This is a genomic window from Algoriphagus litoralis (genome assembly GCF_003259255.1).
GTDB lineage: Bacteria > Bacteroidota > Bacteroidia > Cytophagales > Cyclobacteriaceae > Algoriphagus > Algoriphagus litoralis.
In genome coordinates this window covers 248,307-268,577 of sequence record NZ_QGOL01000003.1, presented here as the reverse complement: position 1 = coordinate 268,577, position 20,271 = coordinate 248,307, and the positions used below count along the sequence as shown (strand labels likewise).

The following is a 20,271-nucleotide window of genomic DNA, read 5'->3' as shown; positions in this document are numbered from 1 at the left end:
TTTTCTAAAGACAATTAATACCCAAGCACTTTTAGCATACTTTCCTCAGTCTGATCTTTTGCAAATAGGCGATGAGTAATTTTCCCTGTTTCATCCCGATCGATCAGCACGTGTTTCGGTGCAGGTATCAGGCAATGCTGAATGCCTCCATAGCCTCCCAATGATTCTTGGTAAGCTCCGGTATGAAAGAAGCCTATGTATTGCTTCTTACCAGGTTCGATTTTTGGGAGGTAAATATTGTATTGGTGCGCTTCTGAATTGTAGTAATCCATGCTGTCACAAGTCAATCCTCCAAGCGAAATTCCCTGATAGGCCTCATCCCAATTGTTCACTGCCAGCATGATATACTTCTGATTGAGTCCCCAGCTATCCGGCAGTTGAGTAATGAATGACCCATCGATCATGTACCAGAGTTCCTTGTCGTTTTGGAGCTTTTCTTCCAAAATCGAATAGAGCACTGCCCCACTCTCTCCTACAGTGTAGCTACCAAATTCAGTGAATATGTTCGGCTCAGTCGTGTTGTTTTTGGCACACATCCACTTGATGTTTTTGACGATCTGATCGGCCATGTATTGGTAATCGTAGTCGAAAAACACATTGGTCTTGATCGGCCAACCACCACCGATATCCATGGTATCCAGGGATGGAGCGATCTTTTTCAGATCGACATATTTCTGGATAAATCGGGTCAATTCTGACCAATAGTAGGCAGTATCCTTGATCCCGGAGTTGATGAAAAAATGAAGCATCTTGAGGCTGACCAAGGGGTGATCTTTAATTTTTTCCTCGTAAAGCTTCAAAATATCATTGTATCGGACGCCTAGACGAGAAGTGTAAAAGCCGAATTTTGGCTCCTCATCTGCTGCTATCCGTATTCCTACTTGGAAAGGCACTTTCACATGTTCTAGGTAGTAATCTATTTCACCGATGTTGTCCAGGATTGGAATACAATTGGTAAATCCATCATTCAATAGCTCGGAGATGTATTTTTTATACAATTCCCGTTTGAAACCATTGCAGATAATGAAGGTGTTTTTGTTGATTTTCCCTTTTGCATAGAGACTACGCACCAATGGAATATCAAAGGTCGAGGAAGTCTCAATATGGATGTCATTTTTCAGCGCTTCATCCAGTACAAAGCTGAAATGCGAGGACTTAGTGCAATAGCAGTAGGTGTATTTTCCCTGATAGTTGTGCGTTTCCATGGCGTTGCCAAAAAAAGTCTTGGCATTTTGGATGCTTTCCGAAATCTTCGGCAGGTAAGTCAGCTTGAGCGGCGTGCCGTAAGTTTCGATGATTTCCATCAGATTGACCCCGTTAAAGAAGAGTTGGTCATTTTCTACATGAAACTCTTTGGTTGGAAAGTCAAATGTCTGTTGGATAAGGTCAATATATCGGTTCATTTACCAGGGATTTTATTTCGTAAAGTAGGCTGCAAAAATTGCGCTTTTATTGGGGGATATCAAATGATTCGCGGTTAAATCCATCAGCGGGAGAGCTTGACGGGAGGAATTTAATATTCACATAATCTCAATTCAGGGGTTTTTATCCAAAAGACTTCTGTCCCATATCCGGAAAAGACAAGGCAGGAAAAGTTATTGAATTCAAAAAAGTGTCAAAATTGAATTCCGGGGGCTTTTGACTAGTTTTGGGCTTTGGTAAATCGCCCTGTTTAAACCCAAATACACTCAGAGATGAGAAAAATAAAACTAGTAGAAGTAAGATCCGAAATCGCCGCGGGCACCCGTGGAGCAAGTATGGGGATCGATGCACTCAAAATCGCCAGCTTGGACAAAAAATCGGGATTTTTCACCCAATTTGATCCTATAAACGTCCCCGATGCCAATAGTTTCCTCTGGAAAGGCAATAAGCATCCCCATGCGAAATACATTGACGGAGTATATCAAGTGCTAAAAAATGTCTACTCCACGATTGAGTCTTTGCGGTTGGAAAAACAATTTCCTATCGTATTGGCTGGAGATCACAGTACTGCTGCAGGTACCATCATGGGTATCAAGGCAGCTCATCCTGAGAAGCGTCTCGGTGTCATTTGGATCGATGCACATGCGGACTTGCACACCCCATTCACCACTCCCTCTGGCAATATGCACGGCATGCCACTTGCCATGACTGCTCAACTGGACAACCTCGAGTGCAAAGTCAATGAAGTTGGTCCTGAAACCATCACCTATTGGGAAAAAATTAAAAAAATCGGCGGAGACTTTCCCAAAATTGAACCCCAAGACATCGTTTTTATCACGGTAAGAGACACGGAATCTCCGGAAGATCATATCATGGTCAAATACGGAATCAAAAATTTCAGCACGCAGGAAGTCCGTGAAAAAGGAATTGAAAAAGTAGCAAAAGAAGCCTTGGAAGTACTCAAAGACTGCCAACAGATTTACATTTCCTTTGATGTGGATAGCCTGGATAGCTCCATTTCAGTCGGTACCGGTACTCCGGTTCCCAATGGATTGACGGTAGAAGAAGCCATCCACCTAAATGCCGCATTGATCAAGGACAAGCGCGTTTGCTGCTGGGAAATCGTGGAAGTAAATCCGACCCTAGATACCGAAAACACCATGGCCGAAGCCGCCTTTGAAGTCTTGGAGGTCACGACAAAGTCTTTGGTGGATAATTATTGACTTTTTTTAACCACAAAGACCGCAAAGGTTAAATTAGAGTTCGCAAAGTTTTGATTATGAGCTATTCGGATTTTTCAGAAGATGAACTGGCATCAAAAGTTATTGGGCATGCCATCCAAGTGCATTCCGCTTTGGGGCCAGGACTTCTTGAAAATGCATACAAACAGGTCTTAGCGAAGAAATTACTTAAAGAAGGATTTCAAATTGAAGTAGAAAAAATTCTTCCACTTGAAATGGAAGACATAAGAATCGAGGTTGCTTATAAAATTGACATCTTGGTTGAAAGGAAGCTTGTCTTAGAACTTAAGTCAGTCGAATCATTGTCAGACCTTCACATGGCTCAAACTATAAATTATCTGAAGCTTGGGAATTATAAACTTGGTCTTTTAATGAATTTCAATGTAACCCGCCTTAAATTCGGCCTCCAAAGAGTAATAAATGACAAAACAAGAATTGAATAACTAATTCACCCATCCAAGAATTTGAAGAAACTCGAGGCGTCGGATATTCACATAACCTTCTCTGCGTCCTCTTATTTACTCTCCGTGAACTTTGTGGTAAAAAAAAATGAACATTCAAGAATCAATCATACAAGGCATTCAGCTCGCATTTCAGAACATTTACAATCATGAGCTACCCCTGGATCAAATTGCCCTTGCCCCCACCCGAAAGGAATTTAAGGGAACATACACATTTGTTGTTTTCCCGTTTTTGAAAATATCACAAGCCAATCCTGAAGCTACTGCAACCCAAATCGGGGAATACCTCAAAGGAAATGTTTCGGGTATCACCGGTTTCAACGTGGTCAAAGGATTCCTCAACCTAGAGCTAAATGAACTCGTTTGGGTGGGCCTTTTCCAGCAAATCTATTCCAATCTGAACTTGGGTCAACTTCCGGCAAATGGGCAGAAGGTAATGGTCGAATATTCCTCACCTAATACCAACAAACCGCTTCATTTGGGTCATTTGCGGAATAATTTCCTTGGATTTTCTGTTGCAGAGATCCTCAAAGCCACCGGGTATGAAGTAATCAAAGCCAACTTGGTCAATGACCGGGGCATTCACATCTGCAAATCCATGGTAGCTTACCAGCATTTTGGAAATGGAGAAACCCCCGAGTCCTCGGGGTTGAAAGGTGATCACTTGGCCGGGAAATATTATGTAATTTTTGACCAGGAATACAAAAAGGAAATCAAGGAATTGGTAGCCCAAGGCCAGACTGAGGAAGAGGCAAAGAAGCATGCACCACTTCTACTTGAAGCTCAGGATATGCTTCGCAAATGGGAAGCAAATGATGAGGAAGTGGTGACGCTCTGGAAACAGATGAATGAATGGGTCTATGCAGGCTTTGATGCGACTTATAAAAAGATGGGAGTGACTTTTGACAAGTTTTATTACGAGTCAGACACTTATCTTTTGGGAAAAGACATTGTGGAAGAAGGCTTGGAAAAGGGAGTTTTCTTCAAGAAAGAAAACGGTTCAGTCTGGGTGGATCTGACTGATGAAGGCCTGGATGAAAAGCTAGTGAGAAGAGCAGACGGTACTTCAGTTTACATCACGCAGGATCTGGGAACAGCCGACCTAAAATATAAGGATTTCCAAATAGATAAATCTGTATATGTCGTTGGAAATGAACAAGATTACCACTTTGAGGTCTTGTTTAAGATCATGCGAAAATTAGGCAGATCTTATGGCGATGGCTTGTATCATTTGTCCTACGGAATGGTGGATTTGCCTACCGGCAAAATGAAATCCCGTGAAGGAACTGTCGTCGATGCGGATGACCTCATGCAAGAAATGATCGATACTGCAGCGCATCATACCAAAGAATTGGGTAAGATCGAAGGTTTCACAGAGGAGCAGGCGACAGAACTGTATGAAACATTGGGCTTAGGTGCGTTGAAATTCTTCCTGCTTAAGGTAGATCCTAAAAAGCGCATGCTCTTCAACCCTCAGGAATCCATCGAATTCCAAGGCTACACTGGTCCATTCATCCAATATTCCCATGCTCGGATAGCTGCCATTTTGAGAAAAGCCGATCAAATCGGGGTGAATTATGAAACGCCGGATTACTCGGGAATAGCTGAACTTGCAGAATCAGAATCCGCCTTGATTTTACTTTTGAATGATTTTGAAAAGAAAATAAAATTGGCTGCTGAAGAATTCTCACCGGCAGTCATTGCCCAATATTTATTCGATTTGGCAAAAGAATACAACAGATTCTATGCAGATGTTCCGATCTTTCATGAGAAGGATTTGGCCATTCAATCATTTCGGGTTGCACTTTCTTCCTTGACTGCCAAAACAATCAAAAAAGGAATGAGTTTGCTCGGTATAGCTGTCCCAGAACGAATGTAAATGGTTTATTGCAACTCCTCGCTTCCGCATAGATTGAAATCAAAAAATGTAAAAAATGAAAACACTACTTCTAATCCTCAGCATCACCTTTTTCGCTTGCGGCAAAACTTTGGAAAGGCCAGTTGATCAAGCGGAATTTCATCCCTCATTTGACCAAACTATGGAAAGTTCATTTTACGATTTCAAGGTAAAAGACATCAACGGAAAAGAAGTTGATTTCTCAGAATTCAAAGGCAAAAAACTATTGGTGGTGAACGTTGCGTCAAAATGCGGCTACACCAAGCAGTATGCACAATTGCAGGAATTGTATGCTACTCATGGCGATAAAATCCTCGTTTTAGGATTCCCGGCTAATAATTTTGGGGGCCAGGAACCGGGCTCTAATGAGGAAATCGCTGCCTTCTGCGATGCCGAATTCGGAGTGACTTTCCCAATGTTTGAGAAGATCTCAGTCAAAGGTTTTGACAAGCATCCGCTGTACAGGTGGCTATCTGATGCCTCACAAAATGGCTGGAACAATGAAGAACCAAGCTGGAATTTCTGCAAGTATTTTGTAAATGAAAAAGGGGAATTGGTGAAGTTTTTCCCATCTTCTGTGACTCCATTGGATGAGGAAATCCTCAAATTAATCGAGGCCTAACCGAAGCATTTTTCCATTGAAAAAAGAGATAAATTCCAAAAAAGAAGCCTGGCTGCATGCAGTCAGGCTTCGTACTTTACCCCTTGCTCTCGCCAGCATTTTTGCAGGATCTTTTTTGGCTGCGTGGAAAGATGCATTCCGGTTAGAAATTCTCCTGCTAGCTTCCCTGACCACAGTTTTTCTCCAGATCTTATCCAACCTGTCCAATGACTACGGAGATACCGTGCATGGAGCCGATTCAGCAGAGCGGCAGGGACCTGTCAGAGCGGTACAGTCCGGTTTGATTTCTCTAGCTGAAATGAAGCGTGCCATGTACATTTTTGGAGGACTTTCGATAGTCTCAGGACTTCTTCTTCTCTATTTTGCTGTTCAGAATTGGATTGTATTCACACTATTTTTGGGCTTGGGTCTCGCGGCCATTTGGGCTGCGATTTCCTACACCTCGGGTAAAAAACCCTATGGGTATGTCGGTTTGGGTGACATTTCAGTCTTTCTTTTTTTTGGTTTACTCGGCGTTTTGGGAACCTTTTTTCTGCATACCCTGAGTTTCGAGCCGCTTACTATTCTGATTGGGATCTCGATCGGATTGTTCAGCACTGCTGTTCTTAATATCAACAATATCCGAGACATCGAATCAGACCAAAAAGCTGGAAAACGCTCAATCCCCGTTCGAATTGGAAGGACGAGAGCAGTTCAATACAACTGGGCGCTTCTTGCAGGTGGCTACCTCAGTCTCTTTGTTTTTGCACTTTTCAGCGATCATTTGTTTTCTTTATTGGCAACTTTGGCCTGGCCAATCATGATGAAAGTAGGCTACGGTGTCCAGCATGCCAATAGCTCAGCTGAAACAGATCCCTACCTGAAAAAAATGGCCATGAGTACATTGCTTTGGGTGATTCTTTTTGGAATCGGTTTAATTATCTGATCAAAACCTGACGAAAATTAGTTTATTCATCCCCTATTTTGGCTAATTTGGTAGAAACTAAAAACCCCTAGCAATCATGATAAAAGTCTTGGTTCCCTACGATTTTTCACAAACTGCAAATCATGCTTTGAATTTTGCAACCGGATTATCCTCGAATTATTCCGGAATAGAAATCACCGTGCTTCACATCATCGAAACACCCGTCACCACTGGAATGGGTACGATGGGTGGAGGATTGGAGTCTGTACCTGAGTTTGAAAGCCAGATATACTTCATGGAATTGATTGAGACCCGCAAAAAGCAGCTCAAAGAGATCGATGAAAAATATGCAGATTCCATCTTTAATTTGAAAACCAAACTGGTCCTCGGGTCAGTCTTCAAAGGAATATCGGAGTCTATTGCTGATCAAAACCCCGACCTGATCGTGATGGGATCCAAAGGTGCCTCTGGCCTTGAGGAAGTCATCATCGGTAGCAATACGGAAAAAGTAGTCCGAACAGCTTCCTGTCCTGTAGTGACTATCAAAGCTGAGACGGATGTAACCAAGATGAAAAAGGTCGTATTTGCCTCTGATTTCCGGGATTCTGATGAAAAAGTGGCCAACAGGATCAAACGTATCCAAGCTGTATTCCATGCCCAATTTTACTTTGTCATCGTCAATACTCCGGGGAACTTTGAAACGACACGAGAGTCTATGAACCGCATCCGGACTTTCGTCCAAAAGCATCATTTCGAAAATATCAAAGCAGAAGTGTATAACTCGCTCTCCGAGGAATCCGGAATCATCGAATTTGCAGATGATATCGATGCCGATTTGATAGCTATGACGACACATGGACGTACGGGATTACTACATTTGATCACAGGAAGTATTGCTGAGGATGTGGTCAATCATTCCAAAAGACCCGTGTGGACTTATCGAGTTAAATAATTCACTAGCCTTATTGAAGCCTGCAGGTAGCTGTGGGCTTTTTCTATTTAATAATGAGCAAAAAAAACAACGACTGGAAAAAACGAGATGGTGTGGTCTACTCTACCAGTGATTCCTTTGAATACGATCAGGGAGATCAGGAGGAACAAGAAACACTCCCTTCTTCTCAACAAAAGCTAAAAGTGCTCCTGGATAAGAAATCCCGGGCAGGAAAACAAGTCACGCTAGTAGAAGGATTTGTGGGTTCGGATGAAGATCTGAAAGAGCTAGGAAAGCTTCTCAAAAATAAATGTGGCGTAGGCGGATCTACCAAAGATGGTGAAATTCTCATCCAAGGAGATCATCGGGACAAAGTTCTTCAGGTACTTTTAGCAGCAGGATATGGAGCTAAAAAATCTGGGGGTTGATGGTCGCTGAATACCACTTATTCAAGGCAAAACTCTATCCGGTTTTGCCTTTTTTGATTTTTCAGGCATTTCGAATCCGACAAATACGACCCCAACTTCCAGCATTATCCGAAAACTTAACTCTAGGAAATGGCAATCGGAAGCTTTTGATCCTGGGAGAATCCACTGCTGCGGGAGTGGGTGCATCAGCACAGAGATTCACTTTGGCAGGACAATTTTTCCAACATTTGGGGTCTGAATTTCAGGTGAAGAATCTTGGCAAAAATGGATTGCAAGTTCATCAGGTGACCTCACACTTCAACAAAGAATTGAATGCGATCCAAGATAGATTTGAAGGTATTATGCTATTCCTCGGTGCAAATGATTGTTTTAAATTAACGGCTCCAGATAAGTTTAGAATTGAATTGGACAAGCTCATTTCAGATTTGAAAAATCGGTTTTCACCGGACTGGATTTATTTGGCTGATATTCCTCCCGTCCACCTTTTTCCGGCATTCCCAAAGCTCATGCAATACTTCCTACAAGGCCAGCGAAATTTTTTACAGAAAGAAATGATTTCCATCTCTCAGAGCCAAAAAGAGGTTTTATTTGACAAAATAACACTCGATATAAATTCTGATTTTTTTGCCAGTGACTTGATTCATCCCGCTGATGAAGGTTACCAAAAAATTGCAAAATTCACTTTAGACGGCTTGTCAACTCGAGGGCTTCTCAAATTGGCTTAATCCTTTTCACCCTCGATCTCTGCCAACAATTCCTCATACCAGGCTTCTCCATATTTTCGGACCAAAGCATCTTTTAGAAAGCGATATAGCGGAACTTTCAGACTTTGACCCAATTGGCAAGCCGGATCACAGAGATGCCAGCGATCGTAATTCAGCGCATCAAATTGATCATATTTCGTAACTCGAATCGGATAGAGGTGACAGGAAATCGGCTTTTTCCAGGAAATTTTCCCATCCAGATACGCTTGCTCTATCCCGCATTTGAGAATGCCGCGTTCATCATATAAAGCATAGGCACACTCCCGATTGTCTCCAATGGTGGGCGTACCTTTATCCCCGTCCTTATCGATTACCCAAACGCCCTGATTTGCAATAACTTGCCTTCCTTCCTCCGTAATGTAATCTTTAACGATCGGATAGATCTCTTCAAGGATTTTGGTCTCCTCGTCTTCCAATGGCGCACCAGCATCTCCTTCTACACAGCAAGCCCCTTTGCAAGCTTCCAGGTCACAGACGAAAAAATTTTCCTTGATATCATCCGACAATACCGCATTTCCAACCAGAATCATAACCGCGTTTTTTTGTAAAAGTAATTCTTTCTACTCAAAGCTTCATTTTGAGTCAGACTTCCAGTTTTTTCTTTTTACATAGACACCTTTGGTAAGTTTCGCTATCAGTTGACCCTCAGCGCTTTTTACCTCGCAGGGAAATTCAAAAACATGTTTGCCTTTTTCATCGACAATATTTTTCACCTCAGCGATTTGATCAGGTGTCAGCTTAAATTCTGTAAAAACGGTTCCTTTACCCGGTTTGACAAAATCGATACTCGCATGCTTATCCCACACGATATATTCTTCACCCAAATGAATGATCAGAATAAACATGAAAAACGGATCGCACATCGAATACAGTGAACCCTCAAAAGCTGTCCCAAGCAAATTGCGATTGTACCAAGTCAGCTTAAGTCGGGTTTTGAAGCTAGAAAAATCTGCTGCATGATCGACCACTTTGATTCCTGAAAATAAGTAAGGTGGATACCAATTGATCGCCCGGATCAATCGCTTGAATTTTCGCTGAGTTGATTTTTCCATAGAAAAAGATAGTAGAAAAGGGGCAAAAAAAGAACCGCTCCTTTCGGAGCGGCTCAACCCAGCACTATGAAGAAAAGCTATTTAAAGCCTTTAATGATGTATAAACACCCAGCTTCAAGGATTGTTTTGAATTCTTGAAAAAAAATAAAAAAAGGCCTGAGCAAAGATCAATCTGTAATTCAAAAGAAAACCAATCGTTAAAATTGCCGTTCTTTGCAGCGTGCAAGTCGGCTTGTCGCTGTCCTGAAAACTATCAGGAGAGAGGAAAGTCCGGGCAACATAGAGCGCCATACTTCCTAACGGGAAGGATTTCTGTTGGTGACGACAGGAAGACAGACAGGGCCACAGAAACAAACCGCCAATCGACTTTGTCGGTGGGTAAGGGTGAAAAGGTGGGGTAAGAGCCCACCGTCCGAATGGTGACATTCGGGGCTAGGCAAACCTTATGGGTTGAAAGATCAAATAGGCCCCGGGCAAAGAGCTGCTCGTTCGATTTCTGCTTCGGCAGGATTCCGGGGTGGGTAGATCGATGGACCCCGATCGCGAGGTCGGGGCTAGATAAATGACAGGTATCGCTCAATTCTTTGAGAGAAACAGAACCCGGCTTACAGACTTGCACTTTTTTCTTTACTTTACACTATGCCAAAGATTCTCATTATTGACGACGAGCGGTTTATCCGCGCCTCCCTCAGGGAGATCCTCGAGTACGAAAAGTTTGATGTGACCGAAGCCCAAGACGGAGAAGAAGGTTTGGCCAAAATGCAAGAAGAGGACTTTGACCTGGTCCTTTGTGACATCAAAATGCCAAAAATGGACGGGATTGAGGTTTTGGATCAAGCCAAAGCGTTGGGACGCTCACCGCAGTTTATCATGATCTCCGCTCACGGAAGCATAGAAACTGCAGTAGAAGCTACCAAGAAAGGGGCTTTTGACTTTATCCCAAAGCCACCTGATCTCAATCGCCTACTTCTCACCGTACGAAATGCACTCGACAAAAAACAATTGGTCACAGAGACCAAAGTCCTGAAGAAAAAGCTATCGAAGAAATTCGATATGGTAGGACAATCTCCAGCTATCGCAAAAGTCAAGGAAACCATTGAAAAGGTAGCACCAACTGACGCCAGAGTACTCATCACCGGCCCAAATGGAACAGGAAAAGAATTGGTAGCACACTGGATTCACCAGAAAAGCAATCGTCAAGCAGAACCCTTTGTGGCTGTAAACTGTGCCGCTATCCCATCCGAATTGATCGAGTCAGAACTTTTTGGCCATGAAAAAGGTGCATTTACCTCTGCGCACAAGCAGCGGAACGGGAAATTTGAGCAGGCACAAGGTGGCACCTTATTTCTGGATGAAATTGGCGATATGTCGCTTTCTGCACAATCCAAGGTCTTGAGAGCACTGCAGGAAAACCTAATCAACCGTGTAGGTAGTGACAAGGATATCAAAGTAGATGTTCGTGTCCTCGCCGCCACAAATAAAGACCTAAAGAAAGAGATCGAAGGTGGAAGGTTTCGCGAAGATTTGTATCACAGATTGAGTGTGATCTTGGTTCAAGTACCTGCACTGAAAGAGCGAAAAGAAGACATCCCGCTGCTGGTGGATAAGTTTCTCGATGATATCGCCCAGGAAAATGGGGATGCAAAAAAAGGAATCACCAAGGAGGCCCTTCAAAAACTACAAGAATTCCCTTGGACAGGAAATATCCGAGAGCTTCGTAATGTTGTGGAGCGGTTGGTAATTCTCGGAGAACCGATAATTAGCCTAGAGGATATAAAAAAATATGCTGACTATTAAGGTCAGCATATTTTTTAGCTATTGGCTTTCTGTGCAGCAGGTGCTTTGGCATAAGCCGGGCAAGGTTTGCTGGAGGCACAAGCGCCCAAAGCTAAAATCCCAACCAATAGTGCAATTGTGGCTAATCTTTTCATTTGTATTTAGTTTGTTTTTTAATGCCAAATGGAATCTCGCATAATGATTTTCCACTTTTTAAGTTGGGAATGCGCGATTTCATGAGTTATTTTTTATCCTTTTCAAATATGTCTATTAAATTTTAAGATAGCAATTACTGCACCAACAAGTTGCAGCCACGAATTTCTGAATTGTCAAATCTGCCCAAGACTTCCAGAAACCCATCTGAATCAAATCTTCCCAAATCCTGTGTTTCGATAAATGCACACGAGTGAAAGTTTGCTAGATCAATCACATTGATACCACCTTGAGATCTCGAAGACCAACTCAAGGGATCATTCACATCCCGAAGCATAACATGCATAGTGGGGGGCAGCGTATATTTCCCCTCCCCTTTTGAATAGGCCTGCGACATGAGTTCGGTCATTCCATATTCTGAATGAATGCATTCGACTTTGAAATAGGCCTTTAAAATATCGTGAACCTCCTCCCGGATCATTTCCTTGCGTCTCCCTTTCATCCCTCCAGTTTCCATCACAATCAGGTTTTCCATTGGAAAAAAGTCTTTGCCAGATTCTGCCAAATCAAGCAGGCCAAATGTAACCCCTAGCAGCAAAACCTTTTTCTTGTCAGCACTAAGGAATTTCAATTTGCTAAGCAGCTCATCTTGGTTGTATAGGTAAAAACCGGAATGAACCGATTGAGAAGTTTCAATAAAATGCTTCGCCATGGAAACCAGACTACTGCCAGGTCGCTCGAGATAGGCTGGCAAAAGCGCCAAAACATGAAATTCAGATAAGTTATCGTATTGGGATTCAAATATTCGCTTTGCATGATCCAAATACCAAGCCTCTGACCAAATGTAATGCTTACTTGTAATCATCCCGGTGGTACCACTGCTGGAGTAAAATGCGGAATAGTCAGAAATCTTCCCAGAAACCACAGGGAAATCCTTGAAAAAGCGTATGGGTAGAAAGGGAATGTCTCTGATAGATTTAACCGCCTTAGTATCTATCTTTCTTGCTTTCAAATAGCTATTATACACGTCATTTTCCATTGCTTGATACTGAAACAATTCAAGTGCAAGATTTTCAAAATGACCGAAATCAAAAAAGGTCAGACTTTCCGAAAAACTTTTAAAATCCTGCATCGTTTTATAATTTGCGTTCACTGAAAAAAAACTAATGTACTTTTCGGAAGTAAATTTACCCTGAGCCAATGCGATTCAAAAACTATTCAGGATTAATGTTTGTCACAGCTATTGGCTGGACCTCCTGTATCAGTCCCCCTGATAACTTTCCGAGTACCCCCGAAATTGAATTTTCGACTATCGAATATGTTTCCACTTCAAGTCAGGATTCACTGATTGTAAGCGTTAATTTCAAAGATGCAGAGGGAGATTTAGGCCTTTCGGCCACAGACATCAATCCGCCATTCAACCCACTGATATACAAAAGAGACGCTGCTGGAAACCTAATCACTTACACCAATAGGCCTCCACAAGCCCCAAGTTATAATCCAATCGATTGGGTGATTGATCCAATTATCAACAACACGGTAGTTAAGGATACGATCTGGGTGGAGCAAAATGAGAATCAGTACAACATTTTCATTCGCTTTTATATTAAAAGAAATGGTCAATTCACTGAATTCAGATGGCAGGACCCTCCCTTTTTCACCACTTTCAATGGTAGATTTCCTCGGATTCTTATCTCTGAAGAAGGTCAATCTGTAGAAGGAAACATCAAATACCGAATGCTCTCATCAGGCTGGGAATCTATTTTCAGAACAGATACACTTCGAGTGGATGTTGAAATTCAAGATCGGGCGCTAAATCGAAGCAATCAAGTATCAAGCCCGGAAGTCACCCTAAGGCAAATCACAAGAAATTAATAATAAAAAAGCCCTCTCATCGAGGGCTTTTTTATTAGATGGCAGGAAATTTTTTGGGATTTGCCTCATGCATGATGCCGTATACTTTTTCCACCACATCGTCAACACTTGGCTTAGAAAAGTAATCTCCATCAGAAGAATAGGCGGGTCTATGAGGCTTAGCTGACAAAGTCTGCGGTTCAGAATCAAGGTACTTAAAGACCTGTTGACCTTCTATGACTTGCTGAAGCATAAAGGCAGAAGCGCCTCCAGGGACATCCTCATCAGCGAAGAGTACTCGATTGGTTTTCTTGATTGATTCCCCGATTATGCCATAGTTGTCAAAAGGAAGAAGGGTTTGAACATCAATTAATTCAACGGAAATACCCAGTTCTTCCAAATCTTGGGCTGCCTCTTCTACGATTCTGCACATACTACCATAGGTCACAACCGTGACATCATTTCCTGTCCTAAGAATTTCAGGTTTACCCAAGGCCACTTTATATTCTCCTAAATTCGCCGGCTTTTTTTCTTTCAGACGGTAGCCATTGAGGCACTCAATCACTATTGCTGGCTCATCGGAATCCAATAGCGTCTTATACATACCCGCTGCCTGAGTCATATCCCTTGGCACACAGACGATCATTCCTCGAAGTGAGGACAGAATCATGCCCATCGGTGAACCGGAATGCCATACACCTTCTAGCCGATGTCCTCTGGTCCTGACAATTAAAGGAGCTTTCTGCCCCCCTTTTGTTCTATATAGCAAGGATGCCAAATCATCAGAAAGCATCTGAAGTCCATAAAGTAAATAATCGAGATACTGAATTTCGGCCACAGGTCTTAATCCTCTGAGTGCAGTTCCGATTCCCTGACCAATGATCGTACACTCTCTAATCCCGGTATCAGCTACTCGATTCTCCCCATATTTTGCCTGAAGACCCGAGAAAGCTTGGTTCACATCTCCGATTTTACCAACATCTTCACCGAAGGCGAAGAATCTTGGGTCTTTTTCTAAGGTGTAATCAAAAAATGCCTGCAAAATCTCCCGGCCATCCACTAATGCAGACTTTTCATTGTAGAGGGGAGGAACCTCCTCTATTTTTTCTACTGCCCATTCTGTTTGGCTGTATAGATGACTATTGTATCGGTCAAAGTTTTTCTTCTCCTGAGATTGGTACCAGGCTTTCAATTCGCTCTTGATACTTTCACTGTCGAATCTCAACAATAACAAGGCCTTTCTTACTACAGTAATTGTATCTTTTCTAATCGGATTGAGCGTCTTGGAAAGATCGTCGGCCATTTGGTTGAGAACAACTTTTCGGGTGCTTTTCTCTGCAGCAGACTTCAAGAGATTGACCACCTCTTGAATTTCCTTTTTTATTTCACCTGAAAATTCATTCCAAGCCGCTTCTTTTTGTCTTTTGACTTCAGCCTTGGATTCCGCTTCGATTTGGTCTAGCGTATCGTCATTGGCAATTCCATTTGTGATGATATAGTCTCTGAACTTGGCAATACAATCCCAATCTTTTTCCCACTGAAGGCGTTCGGCTGATTTATATCGCTCATGTGAGCCCGAAGTGGAGTGTCCTTGAGGTTGAGTCATCTCTTCCACATGGATCAAAACTGGAATATGTGAAGTTCGGGCAAGACTACCAGCTCTAGTGAAGGCATTTTTCAATCCCTCATAATCCCAGCCTTTGACACGGATGATTTCAAAACCTTTTTGGCTCTCATTCCGCTCAAAGCCCATCAAAACCTCAGAAATACTTCCCTTAGTGGTATGAAACTCCTGAGGCACTGAGATGCCGTAGCCATCATCCCAAACTGAAATAACCATGGGAACTTGAAGTACTCCAGCCGCATTAATCGACTCAAAAAACATCCCTTCGGAGGTCGACGCATTGCCAATGGTACCCCAGGCGACTTCATTTCCATTGACCGAAAACTGCGTTAAACCTTTCAGTTCTTTCGTATTTCGGAAAAGCTTGGAAGCATAGGCCAATCCCAAAAGCTTTGGCATTTGAGCAGCCGTCGGAGAAATATCCGCAGCAGAGTTGTACATTTTGGTGAGGTCTTTCCAGGCACCAAATTCGTCAACTGATCGAGTAGCAAAGTGCCCGTTCATCAGTCGTCCGGCACTTGCAGGCTCTGCTTCTACATCAGTATGTGCGTAGAGTTGCGCAAAATATTGCTGAACAGTCAACTCACCAATAGCCATCATGAAGGTCTGATCACGATAATACCCTGATCTAAAATCCCCAAGTTGAAATGCTTTCGCCATGGCAATCTGCGCCAGTTCCTTTCCATCACCGAAGATTCCAAACTTGGCTTTACCCATAAACACCTCTTTCCTTCCCATCAGAGAAGCATGTCTACTGGTCACAGCCACCCTGAAATCGTTCAGGATTTCTTCTTTTTGGAGTTCGGGAACTTCCGGAAATTCAGTCTGAGTATTGCTTATTGCCATTTGCGAGTTTAATCTAATGGTTACTTTGGGTCTATTATTCTGCACTTAGCTTATCAAAAATAGCCAAAATTGAATTTGATACAAATTTCGGGTTTAGATTTACACAATCAAAAATTTTGATTCAATTGCCAAATTTTCATCCAAGAGAAATATTATACCGAAAATCGACAACAAACCACCGAAATGTTTGAAAATCTAGAATCGAGTATATTTGCACTAGGAAAAGTTTTTCAGAAATATTTTTCAAAATTTTCATCTTTTAAAAATTAATTTTTGGAATATTCTTAATCTGACAGAAGATTTATGAAATAAACTTTGGAAAAACTTCCTTTATCCAAATTAGCACCAAATACTATTTTAAAAACCACTTTTTGGATTCTCTTTGCTTGTTATCTTTGCATTAAATATTAAATCCAAATACGCTAATCATGATTATAGGTGTTCCAAAGGAAATAAAAAACAACGAAAACCGGGTAGCTCTTACTCCGGCAGGGGCAAAAGAATTGATCAAAAAAGGCCACACGGTATATGTACAACATACCGCTGGTGAAGGAAGTGGTTTTCTTGATGCTGAATATGAAGCGGCAGGTGCAAAAATCCTCCCAACCATTGAAGCAACCTATGAAATCGCTGAAATGATCATGAAGGTCAAAGAACCGATTGAGTCAGAATACAAATTGATCAAGGAAAACCAGTTGTTGTTTACCTATTTTCACTTTGCTTCCTATGAGCCTTTGACCAAGGCAATGGTGGAAAGCAAGGCTGTCTGCTTGGCGTATGAAACTGTCGAAAAAGCGGACAGAAGTCTTCCGCTCTTGATACCTATGTCTGAAGTGGCTGGAAGAATGGCCATACAAAAAGGAGCCAACTACCTTGAAAAGCCTTTGAAAGGTCGCGGAATCCTCTTAGGCGGCGTTCCAGGTGTACTTCCAGCCAAAGTTTTGATCCTTGGTGGTGGTATCGTTGGGACTCAAGCAGCTTGGATGGCTGCAGGTTTGGGTGCTGATGTGACGATCATGGATGTTTCGCTACCTCGAATGAGGTACTTGGCAGATGTCATGCCTGCCAATGTGAAGACCATGATGTCCAACGAATTCAACATCAGAAAAATGATCAAAAACCACGATTTGATCGTGGGTGCAGTTCTTATCCCAGGAGCAAAAGCCCCACACTTGATCACTCGAGATATGCTTAAGGAAATGCAACCCGGCACTGTCCTAGTGGATGTGGCAGTAGATCAGGGAGGTTGTATTGAAACCTGCAGACCTACTACGCACGAAAACCCAACCTACATCATTGATGATGTTGTTCACTATTGCGTAGCCAATATGCCGGGTGCGGTTCCTTATACTTCTACCTTAGCCTTGACTAATGCTACCCTACCCTACGCCATTCAACTAGCAGACAAGGGCTGGAAAAAAGCAGCTCAGGAAAATCCTGATTTGGTACCAGGCCTGAATGTGATCAACGGAGATATCGTTTACGAAGCAGTGGCTCAGGCTTTCGATATGCCATATACCCCTGTGATTAAATATTTAGCTTAAATCCAGACGATCAAATTCATTTGGATCTAAATACTTATAGCCCCCAAAAAGTTGAATTCTTTTTGGGGGTATTTTTTTCACCTTCCTTCGGCAGGACTATTTTTCAAATTTTGATTTTTGCTGTAATCCATGGAAAAATCCAAGGTTTTGATCCAAGAAATCAACCTAGTCAGTATTGGGAGCATAACCAACAAGCCTCCTAGCGCAAAAACCTGAGATGGCTCAGTAAAATAGTCTCCTGAGCTGAAGATTCCCAAAATTAACAGGGTGCTGAAAGGCAGCGAAACAGCTAGAATATTTATTCCCAATTCCAAATCGAAAGTTTTTCTTGACTTTCCTTCTTCTGATGCAATTTCCAACTGCCGGACCGCCGACATGTGGGCAAATGGCCAAAACGAACAACTTGAAAGCGGAAATACCACTGCCAAAAGGATAGCTGAAGAACTAGAAAATGAAAAAAAACTAATCAATAGCCCACTAAACAGTAAACTTACCCCTGCCCTAAGCATTAAAAGACTAAAAATGGACTGAATCTGCTTCCATTTCAAGATTACCGACATCCCAATAAACAGCAGAATAAGGGGAGTCATAATATCTTTTAGGCTTACAATAGATTTACCAATAAAGCCAGGAAGGCTATCCATATTCCAACCGAGCCCCAGCAACACAATTGCCAAGATCAAGACGACATTTATGGGTTCTCGAAGCATCGCAATCAGTAATTGTTTTACTTTTTGTCCATTTGATCTTTTACCCAAAGCATGTACTCTGTAATACCAAGTCATAGCCAAAAGGTAGGCACAGATGAGAACATAGATTTTATTTCCAACATCCGCTAGCGCACCCCAAGCCAAAGCTTCTTCGCCTAAATATTCGATTAGAAAGGGAAAACATGAAAGACCTGGCGCCAATGATGGCCACAACATGAGCCAAGTTCGGTGCTGCGGGCTATTCCGGTCCACGCCCATCCAAGGCAATCCAACATATCCAGCTAAGACCATAACCCCATTCCACACGAAGACCAAAACAGGCAGAATCAAGAGTTCTGCATCCATTTTGATCCCCAACAAAGCCACAAAAATCATGGCTGGTAATGCTAAATCTAAAATTATCACTTTCAAACCTTTGCGATGCGCATCACTATCCAGCTTTTTCCTCAAGGAAAAGCCCAGTAAAATCATCAGCAAAAGCGAAAGAGACGTTTGAATCGCTAATGGCATAGTGTAAAGTAGATCAGGCTTTGGTTACTTTTTTGAAAGTTTCAACGAAGTATTCCAACTCCTCATGGGTCCCCATACTGACTCGACACCATGGCTTATCGTACATTTCGTAGGTCCTGATTCCCACACCTTCATCATACATGGATTTCATGAAGACTTTGGCATCCATAGCGATTGGGAAAATCATAAAACTGGTATAGGATGGAATAGGATTATATCCCAGATTAATTATTTCTGAGGCTACATATTCTCTACATTCCGTATTTTGAGACTTGCACTGTCCTAGAAAAGCTGACTCTTTCATGCTGGCAATTGCTCCTTTTAATGAAGTCACACAAAGTCCCATCGTACTTCTGACTTTACTGGTAATACTCTCGATACGCTCAGGAGTGGCTACGATATAGCCTATTCTCAACCCAGCCATACCGTGAATTTTACTAAATGTGCGAGCTACAATCACGTCTTTACCCTGAGCTACTAGTCCCACCATACTTTGAGATTCCGGATTTTCCAAAAATTCCAAATAGGCCTCATCGACGAATACAGGCACTTTTGAAGATGCCTCGATGCAGAAATCCTTCAATGACTCAGCTTCAGTGATGGATCCAGTTGGATTATTTGGATTGCAGATATAGACTAGGCGAGTATCCCCATCTATGGCAGCTCTCATACCAGCCAAATCATGTGAATAATCCGCCGCCAAAGTCACTGGCTTCCACTTTCCTCCCATAGCTTGCGCAGTACTCATCACGGACATGTAGGAAGGATCGGCAGAAACAATGTTTCCACCGTGCTGAAATCTGGTAATAGCCACTTTTTCCAGAAGGTCCGTAGAACCTGGCCCAAGCATAATGCACTCTTTGCTCACTCCTTCTTTTTCGGCGATCATAGTGATCAAAGTAGCAGCATCACCATGCCCATACCGATTACCTTGACTCACTGACTCTGCAATAGCTTGAATCACTTTTGGTGAAGGACCATAGGGATTTTCATTAGCATTGAGTCTAGCCAAGATCCTGCTTTCGTCAATTGGAAAAGATGGAGTCACTTCCCGAATGATACTGGATGGTACTAAACTGTGGTTTTTCCCAGAATTAAAGGCTAATGATGGAGATGCTATCAATCCACCTGCTGCGACTAGACTGGATTTTAACCAATCCCTTCTGTTTATATTTTTGATCATACTAGTTGAAATTGGGTTAATAGATATTTTAATAGGTTTCTGTCAAAACATTGATCGCTAGGAAAATGGCCTGAGTTTAAAAATCAGGATATGTGGAAATTACTTTCCTTTTTCAGGCTATTTGGGGAGGGAAGTCCTTTTGAGAACCTCAAGTTGACATGAAGTTAAATGAAAAAATCAATTCGACTCACTTTTTAAACCAATTTTATAATTTTTTTCATTTTTATTTCTGATAATGATCTTATTTTAAACTGATTTTTTTCGAATTATACATTTACAATAGGATACACCCCTTTATTTTACCCTACTTTTTAAAATTTAGAAAATCTAATGTTTATCCTTTCCATCT

The 20,271-nt window shown here is 42.1% G+C and carries 18 protein-coding genes and 1 other RNA gene; 12 read left to right on the top strand and 7 right to left on the bottom strand.

Annotated elements, in window-relative coordinates:
• Window positions 1-14: 14 nt before the first annotated feature.
• Window positions 15-1,403 (bottom strand): arginine decarboxylase, encoded by a 1,389-nt coding sequence (locus tag DK188_RS04555; RefSeq protein ID WP_111669618.1) that lies wholly within the window; start codon window positions 1,401-1,403, stop codon window positions 15-17.
• Window positions 1,404-1,694: 291 nt separating this feature from the next.
• Here DK188_RS04555 and rocF point away from each other — a divergent pair, with 291 nt between their 5' ends.
• From rocF to DK188_RS04515, 8 genes are all read left to right on the top strand, one after another.
• Window positions 1,695-2,645 carry an arginase gene (rocF, locus tag DK188_RS04550; protein WP_111669617.1) on the top strand — a complete coding sequence of 317 codons (951 nt, stop codon included), beginning with the start codon at window positions 1,695-1,697 and terminating at the stop codon, window positions 2,643-2,645.
• A 56-nt stretch (window positions 2,646-2,701) separates the two neighbouring features.
• The gene (locus tag DK188_RS04545) at window positions 2,702-3,106 is read left to right on the top strand and encodes a GxxExxY protein (protein ID WP_111669616.1); all 405 of its coding nucleotides are present in this window, start codon (window positions 2,702-2,704) and stop codon (window positions 3,104-3,106) included.
• Window positions 3,107-3,212: 106 nt separating this feature from the next.
• Window positions 3,213-5,003: an arginine--tRNA ligase gene (argS, locus tag DK188_RS04540; RefSeq protein WP_111669615.1), complete on the top strand. Its 1,791-nt coding sequence runs from the start codon at window positions 3,213-3,215 to the stop codon at window positions 5,001-5,003.
• A gap of 55 nt (window positions 5,004-5,058) precedes the next feature.
• Window positions 5,059-5,643, top strand: a complete 585-nt coding sequence (locus DK188_RS04535) for a glutathione peroxidase (protein WP_111669614.1) — start codon at window positions 5,059-5,061, stop codon at window positions 5,641-5,643.
• Between the two features lie 16 nt (window positions 5,644-5,659).
• A complete protein-coding gene (locus tag DK188_RS04530) occupies window positions 5,660-6,568 on the top strand; it encodes a 1,4-dihydroxy-2-naphthoate polyprenyltransferase (RefSeq protein WP_111669613.1) in 909 nt (302 codons plus the stop codon).
• A gap of 76 nt (window positions 6,569-6,644) precedes the next feature.
• On the top strand, window positions 6,645-7,499 hold the full coding sequence (locus tag DK188_RS04525) for a universal stress protein (RefSeq protein ID WP_111669612.1): 855 nt from the start codon (window positions 6,645-6,647) through the stop codon (window positions 7,497-7,499).
• A gap of 53 nt (window positions 7,500-7,552) precedes the next feature.
• The gene (locus DK188_RS04520) at window positions 7,553-7,906 is read left to right on the top strand and encodes a translation initiation factor (RefSeq protein WP_111669611.1); all 354 of its coding nucleotides are present in this window, start codon (window positions 7,553-7,555) and stop codon (window positions 7,904-7,906) included.
• Window positions 7,906-8,631 carry a GDSL-type esterase/lipase family protein gene (locus tag DK188_RS04515; protein ID WP_111669610.1) on the top strand — a complete coding sequence of 242 codons (726 nt, stop codon included), beginning with the start codon at window positions 7,906-7,908 and terminating at the stop codon, window positions 8,629-8,631. Before DK188_RS04520 ends, DK188_RS04515 begins: the two co-directional genes overlap by 1 nt.
• Here DK188_RS04515 and DK188_RS04510 read toward each other — a convergent pair.
• Window positions 8,628-9,200 (bottom strand): DUF3109 family protein, encoded by a 573-nt coding sequence (locus DK188_RS04510; RefSeq protein WP_111669609.1) that lies wholly within the window; start codon window positions 9,198-9,200, stop codon window positions 8,628-8,630. The two genes, DK188_RS04515 and DK188_RS04510, sit on opposite strands and share 4 nt — an antisense overlap.
• Window positions 9,201-9,242: 42 nt before the next feature.
• Window positions 9,243-9,722: a DUF4442 domain-containing protein gene (locus DK188_RS04505; RefSeq protein ID WP_111669608.1), complete on the bottom strand. Its 480-nt coding sequence runs from the start codon at window positions 9,720-9,722 to the stop codon at window positions 9,243-9,245.
• A 219-nt stretch (window positions 9,723-9,941) separates the two neighbouring features.
• Here DK188_RS04505 and rnpB point away from each other — a divergent pair.
• Window positions 9,942-10,346, top strand: an RNA gene (gene rnpB / locus DK188_RS04500) — RNase P RNA component class A.
• A gap of 15 nt (window positions 10,347-10,361) precedes the next feature.
• On the top strand, window positions 10,362-11,519 hold the full coding sequence (locus DK188_RS04495) for a sigma-54-dependent transcriptional regulator (RefSeq protein WP_111669607.1): 1,158 nt from the start codon (window positions 10,362-10,364) through the stop codon (window positions 11,517-11,519).
• A gap of 268 nt (window positions 11,520-11,787) precedes the next feature.
• Here the strand turns inward: DK188_RS04495 and DK188_RS04490 are convergent, their stop codons facing one another.
• Window positions 11,788-12,783 carry an acyl-CoA synthetase family protein gene (locus DK188_RS04490; RefSeq protein ID WP_111669823.1) on the bottom strand — a complete coding sequence of 332 codons (996 nt, stop codon included), beginning with the start codon at window positions 12,781-12,783 and terminating at the stop codon, window positions 11,788-11,790.
• 68 nt (window positions 12,784-12,851) lie between these two features.
• Between DK188_RS04490 and DK188_RS04485 the strand changes: the two genes are divergently transcribed.
• On the top strand, window positions 12,852-13,526 hold the full coding sequence (locus tag DK188_RS04485; protein WP_111669606.1) for a hypothetical protein: 675 nt from the start codon (window positions 12,852-12,854) through the stop codon (window positions 13,524-13,526).
• Between the two features lie 34 nt (window positions 13,527-13,560).
• Here DK188_RS04485 and DK188_RS04480 read toward each other — a convergent pair whose 3' ends face one another.
• Window positions 13,561-15,975 carry an alpha-ketoacid dehydrogenase subunit alpha/beta gene (locus DK188_RS04480; protein WP_111669605.1) on the bottom strand — a complete coding sequence of 805 codons (2,415 nt, stop codon included), beginning with the start codon at window positions 15,973-15,975 and terminating at the stop codon, window positions 13,561-13,563.
• Window positions 15,976-16,403: 428 nt separating this feature from the next.
• On the opposite strand from DK188_RS04480, the gene ald reads away from it, so the two are divergent.
• Window positions 16,404-17,519 (top strand): alanine dehydrogenase, encoded by a 1,116-nt coding sequence (gene ald, locus DK188_RS04475; protein WP_111669604.1) that lies wholly within the window; start codon window positions 16,404-16,406, stop codon window positions 17,517-17,519.
• Window positions 17,520-17,596: 77 nt separating this feature from the next.
• Here the strand turns inward: ald and DK188_RS04470 are convergent, their stop codons facing one another.
• The gene (locus DK188_RS04470) at window positions 17,597-18,739 is read right to left on the bottom strand and encodes an AEC family transporter (RefSeq protein ID WP_111669603.1); all 1,143 of its coding nucleotides are present in this window, start codon (window positions 18,737-18,739) and stop codon (window positions 17,597-17,599) included.
• A gap of 13 nt (window positions 18,740-18,752) precedes the next feature.
• Window positions 18,753-19,922: a pyridoxal phosphate-dependent aminotransferase gene (locus DK188_RS04465; protein WP_111669602.1), complete on the bottom strand. Its 1,170-nt coding sequence runs from the start codon at window positions 19,920-19,922 to the stop codon at window positions 18,753-18,755.
• Window positions 19,923-20,271: the final 349 nt, after the last annotated feature.

What these genes read in the sequence shown, in the direction of transcription:
- DK188_RS04510 (WP_111669609.1), bottom strand. Translation starts at nt 9,200, where the DNA reads ATGATTCTGGTTGGAAATGCGGTATTGTCGGATGATATCAAGGAAAAT.
- DK188_RS04555 (WP_111669618.1), bottom strand. Translation starts at nt 1,403, where the DNA reads ATGAACCGATATATTGACCTTATCCAACAGACATTTGACTTTCCAACC.
- DK188_RS04535 (WP_111669614.1), top strand. Translation starts at nt 5,059, where the DNA reads ATGAAAACACTACTTCTAATCCTCAGCATCACCTTTTTCGCTTGCGGC.
- DK188_RS04505 (WP_111669608.1), bottom strand. Translation starts at nt 9,722, where the DNA reads ATGGAAAAATCAACTCAGCGAAAATTCAAGCGATTGATCCGGGCGATC.
- DK188_RS04470 (WP_111669603.1), bottom strand. Translation starts at nt 18,739, where the DNA reads ATGCCATTAGCGATTCAAACGTCTCTTTCGCTTTTGCTGATGATTTTA.
- ald (WP_111669604.1), top strand. Translation starts at nt 16,404, where the DNA reads ATGATTATAGGTGTTCCAAAGGAAATAAAAAACAACGAAAACCGGGTA.
- DK188_RS04480 (WP_111669605.1), bottom strand. Translation starts at nt 15,975, where the DNA reads ATGGCAATAAGCAATACTCAGACTGAATTTCCGGAAGTTCCCGAACTC.
- rocF (WP_111669617.1), top strand. Translation starts at nt 1,695, where the DNA reads ATGAGAAAAATAAAACTAGTAGAAGTAAGATCCGAAATCGCCGCGGGC.
- DK188_RS04490 (WP_111669823.1), bottom strand. Translation starts at nt 12,783, where the DNA reads ATGCAGGATTTTAAAAGTTTTTCGGAAAGTCTGACCTTTTTTGATTTC.
- DK188_RS04465 (WP_111669602.1), bottom strand. Translation starts at nt 19,922, where the DNA reads ATGATCAAAAATATAAACAGAAGGGATTGGTTAAAATCCAGTCTAGTC.
- DK188_RS04515 (WP_111669610.1), top strand. Translation starts at nt 7,906, where the DNA reads ATGGTCGCTGAATACCACTTATTCAAGGCAAAACTCTATCCGGTTTTG.
- DK188_RS04485 (WP_111669606.1), top strand. Translation starts at nt 12,852, where the DNA reads ATGCGATTCAAAAACTATTCAGGATTAATGTTTGTCACAGCTATTGGC.
- DK188_RS04525 (WP_111669612.1), top strand. Translation starts at nt 6,645, where the DNA reads ATGATAAAAGTCTTGGTTCCCTACGATTTTTCACAAACTGCAAATCAT.
- DK188_RS04520 (WP_111669611.1), top strand. Translation starts at nt 7,553, where the DNA reads ATGAGCAAAAAAAACAACGACTGGAAAAAACGAGATGGTGTGGTCTAC.
- DK188_RS04495 (WP_111669607.1), top strand. Translation starts at nt 10,362, where the DNA reads ATGCCAAAGATTCTCATTATTGACGACGAGCGGTTTATCCGCGCCTCC.
- DK188_RS04545 (WP_111669616.1), top strand. Translation starts at nt 2,702, where the DNA reads ATGAGCTATTCGGATTTTTCAGAAGATGAACTGGCATCAAAAGTTATT.
- argS (WP_111669615.1), top strand. Translation starts at nt 3,213, where the DNA reads ATGAACATTCAAGAATCAATCATACAAGGCATTCAGCTCGCATTTCAG.